At 59.4% G+C, this 3,940-nt stretch carries 2 protein-coding genes and 1 pseudogene; all 3 read right to left on the bottom strand.

The window, feature by feature from the left end:
* Positions 1-292, bottom strand: a pseudogene (locus tag ARGLB_RS20795) (primary-amine oxidase); the annotation flags it as partial.
* Positions 293-740: 448 nt separating this feature from the next.
* Positions 741-1,922 carry a cation:proton antiporter gene (locus ARGLB_RS20790; RefSeq protein WP_003806084.1) on the bottom strand — a complete coding sequence of 394 codons (1,182 nt, stop codon included), beginning with the start codon at positions 1,920-1,922 and terminating at the stop codon, positions 741-743.
* 296 nt (positions 1,923-2,218) lie between these two features.
* Positions 2,219-3,706 (bottom strand): APC family permease, encoded by a 1,488-nt coding sequence (locus tag ARGLB_RS20785; RefSeq protein ID WP_043420092.1) that lies wholly within the window; start codon positions 3,704-3,706, stop codon positions 2,219-2,221.
* Positions 3,707-3,940: the final 234 nt, after the last annotated feature.

Here is a 3,940-nt window from a genome sequence, read left to right as displayed (position 1 = left end):
CGAGCTGGACCCACTTTTCGACAGTGCCGGTCTCCAGATTCACAACCGCCTCGTACGACCGCGCCGCGGCCCGGTCCACCAAAACAGCGTCCGCCTCACGCCCCACCTGCACACCATTGCGCAGGTCCTCCTTGGCCGGCTCACGCAACTCAACGCTAATAAAACGGAACGACTCCGCCGCCGCCGGCCCCTCCTTCAAAACCGCCACCGCACGGGAAATCTCCTCCCGCGACAACGGATCCAACGGATGCGCCACCCCAACAGCGGCTGAAGTTTCAATGTCGAGAGTCATGCTTATCTCCTAGATAAATCCTTGAACAAAATGAGGATGCCTATGGCGTGGAAAGCCTGATGATGTTGCCGTTGGCGGGCGATAGGCAGAAAAAGGTTCCTTCGATTCCCAGAACTGTTCATCCTTGTCAGGTCTGTTCATCTCCGGCGCAGATGACTAGGTGTGATACCGGTCACCCGCGCTCCTTCCACAAGCAAAACTACGTCAGGGAATTCGTTTATGAAAGTTATTTATAAAGATTTACTTGAGAAATTCCGGTACGTAAATTCCCACCCCAGTTAACATGTTGGAAACATTCGGAAATACATCGAGTCCTGTCGCTGCTGACCGGACCGCTGACGTCCTGCCCCTCCGCCCCAAGGATCTACTGGCCTTAAAAGACGCGGTCCCCGATGCTGCTTGAGGCAACATCGGGGACCGCGTCAGGCTGGTCTTTCTCCAGCTCTACTTATGCTCTCGTAACCACATCCTTGGACGGCAGCACCATTTCGAGTAATGGTTCGGCGTAGCGCGCGGCCAACGGCCCCACAACAGCCATGACCAGCACATAGGCAGTGGCCATGGCCGCCAGTTCCTGGCTTACCGCGCCGGATGCGAGTGCCAACCCGGCGATAACGATCGAGAATTCCCCGCGGGCTATGAGCGCCGTTCCGGCCCGAAGGCGGCCAGTGCGGGCAATACCCGCACGCTTTGCAGCCCAGATGCCGGTGGCCATCTTGCTGGCTGCGGTAATCAGGGCGAGCACGAGTGCCCAGCCAAGCACGGGCGGGATGGAGGCAGGATCGGTGTTCAGCCCGAATGCGACGAAGAAGATCGCGGCAAAAAGATCCCGCAGTGGCGCCAGGACGAGCTTGGCATTGCGCGATGTGCCACCGGAGATTGCGATGCCGAGCAAGAAGGCGCCCACTGCCGCTGACACCTGCATGGCTGATGCCATGCCGGCTACCAGCAGCGCCGCCCCCAGGACCTTCAGGAGGAATACCTCTGAATTCTCGCTGTGAACGGCCTTGGAGACGTGGTGTCCGTGACGCAATGCAACCACGAGAACAACGCTCACTACAGTCAGCGCGATGCCCACCGTTGTGAGCCCTGCGAGGAAACTGACGCCGGCAATTACTGTAGTGAGGACGGGAAGATACACGGCCATGGTCAGGTCCTCAAACACCAGGATGGAGATCACCACACGGGTTTCGCGGTTGCCCAGCCAGCCCAAATCACTGATCACCTTCGCGGCGATGCCAGACGAGGAAATATAGGTGACACCGCCCATCACCATGGCACCCACAGGTCCCCAATCAAGGAAAAGGGCGAGTCCTGCCCCCGGCAGGAAGTTCAGAACCAGGTCAAGGATGCCGCCCTGCCATGACCTCCGCAGCCCGGTGAAAAGCTCGGACGCCGTGTATTCCAGACCAAGCATCAGCAGGAGCAGGATGACGCCGATCTCCCCGGCGAGGTGCGCGAATTCCTTCATGCCTGCAAGCTCGATGATTCCGCCCGTGCCAAAGGCGAGTCCACCCAAAAGGTAGAGCGGGATGGGTGAGACCCCGATTTGTCCGGCAAGCTTGGCCAGGAGGCCGAGGCAGAACACCACGGCCCCCAGTTCAATGAGGCTCAGGGCTAGCGTGTCCATGGCGTCTACCCCCGCTGCAGAATTATCGCCACAGGGGAGACTCCGCACCACCTGCCTGCGGGCTTGGCGCCAAGGGCAACTGACAGAATGCTGAAAGCGTTGGGCATGGTGGCTTCCTCTCTGAAGCACGAACAACTTTTGCTTAACTGGGTTCGGTCCCCGGCGCGACTGTCGAGTCGCGCCGGGGACCGCGTCTTTAGGGCTGCTCCTTCTCCAGCCCCAGTACCTCGATCGCCATGGGAATCAGGCTGACTGAAATGCTGCGAAAGGTACCGGCGGCTGAGGAGCCATGTACGTCACGGAGTCGGATCCAGAACCTTTTCGGTATCTGCGGCACGGTAGTCCGGAACGTCGGCCACCGCTGCTTTGCTGCCCGCGCGGCGCGACTCATGCTGGGAGTACAGCCAGATGGGTAGGTAAAGCGCCAGTACGAGGAAGCCGACCCAGGTTGAGGTCCAGCCGATCTCCAGGCTGTTCAGGTAGACAACGCCGACCACGCACAGCGGCACGTTGAACAGGCCGAAGGTCAGGGCTACATGCTTCCAGCCCTTCGGCGCCTTGAAAGGCCGCTCCAGGTTGGCGAAGGCCGGGTGCTTACTGGCTTTGACGTAGGCAAACAGGCTGATGCCGTTGGCAAGGGTGTAACCAATGGCGGAGGCTGCAAGAATTGCGGCGGCATTTCCCATGGAAATCAGCACCAGGTTGAAGGCGCCGATGATCAACATGGCAACAAAGGGGGTTCCTTGCCGGTTCGTCTTGCCGATGAATTTGGGAAGGTTGCCTTCGGCCGACATGGAGTGCATGGCCCGTGACGAACCCAGGTATGCCGTTTGGATGATCAAGATCATGGCGGCGACCAGCATGATGATCGTAATGATCGAACCGGCCTCGCCGAAGGTAGCCTGGGCGACAGGAATCAGGGGCGACACCGCTTCGGCCTGCACACCCTCAACCCCAAGTACACCGATCACCGCCGTTTGCAGCAGTACATACAGGACCAGGCATATGAGACCGCAGGCAAGCAGCGCCTTGGGGACGTCTTTCCCGGGATTCTTGTATTCAGGACCGTAGATGGCGGCCGTTTCCCAGGCACAGGCACTCCACTGGGCGATTCCAAAGATGCCAAACAGCATCAGGATGTGGTGCAAATCCCAGGCCCAGTCGGTCGGCCACCAGCTGCCGGTGATGTTGGCCATCTCAACGTGTCCGGTGGCAAAAGGCGCTACAGCAAGGATGACCAGGGGTATCAGGGAGACGGCCGCCAGGATGTAACCCAACATAGCGCCGTCCTTGAGGCCGAACCAGTTCACCACAAACAGCCCGCCGAAGATCACCACCCCTGCAATCAGTGCGAGCTGGTATTCGCTGAAGGTCTCCCCCAGCACTGGGAACAGCCCGTGCAGGTAACCGCCGACCAGGATGGCGAAGATCGCCAGAATTGGGTTCCAGCCAAACCAGTAACTCCAGGCCGTGAAGCCGCCGATCAGTTTGCCCTTGTCATACTTGCCCTTGTAGTTCTCGCTGCGAAACACAAGCTGCGCAAAACCCGGCAGACCGGAGGCTTTGGGAAAGGTGGTGGCCATTTCCGCATACGCAGCATTCTGCAGGAAACCCTGAAGGACCGATAACCCCCAGACGAGGATTGCTGCGGCAGACACGTACATCGGCAGGTAACCCAAGGATGGCAGAATCAGCAGCGGCACGCCCAGGGCGATGGCCATACCCTGCTTCCAGTCGATCGACCTTTTCAGATGATCGACACCATCCGAACGATTTTCACTCATAACATCTCCTTTGATGAACTGATCGTTTTGTTTCCTACGCTGCATCGATTCCCGTGGCCTGCGGCACGTACTAGACGGACCCGCGGACGGCAAATATCCGAGCACGTAGGTGGGTGCGGAGGATTAGTCGGCCCCAGTGGCGGGAGTGCGGGAGCGCCGCTGGCGAATAAACGAATGGGCTCCCGCGATCTCGACTTTGGACTAGTGGCCGTTGCTGGTGGAGCAGTGGCCGCC

The sequence above is a fragment of the Arthrobacter globiformis NBRC 12137 genome (assembly GCF_000238915.1).
Classification (GTDB): domain Bacteria; phylum Actinomycetota; class Actinomycetes; order Actinomycetales; family Micrococcaceae; genus Arthrobacter; species Arthrobacter globiformis.
Note: the sequence above shows the minus strand (reverse complement) of the source record. Positions and strands in the feature narration are given on the sequence as shown.

What these genes read in the sequence shown, in the direction of transcription:
- ARGLB_RS20790 (WP_003806084.1), bottom strand. Translation starts at nt 1,922, where the DNA reads ATGGACACGCTAGCCCTGAGCCTCATTGAACTGGGGGCCGTGGTGTTC.
- ARGLB_RS20785 (WP_043420092.1), bottom strand. Translation starts at nt 3,706, where the DNA reads ATGAGTGAAAATCGTTCGGATGGTGTCGATCATCTGAAAAGGTCGATC.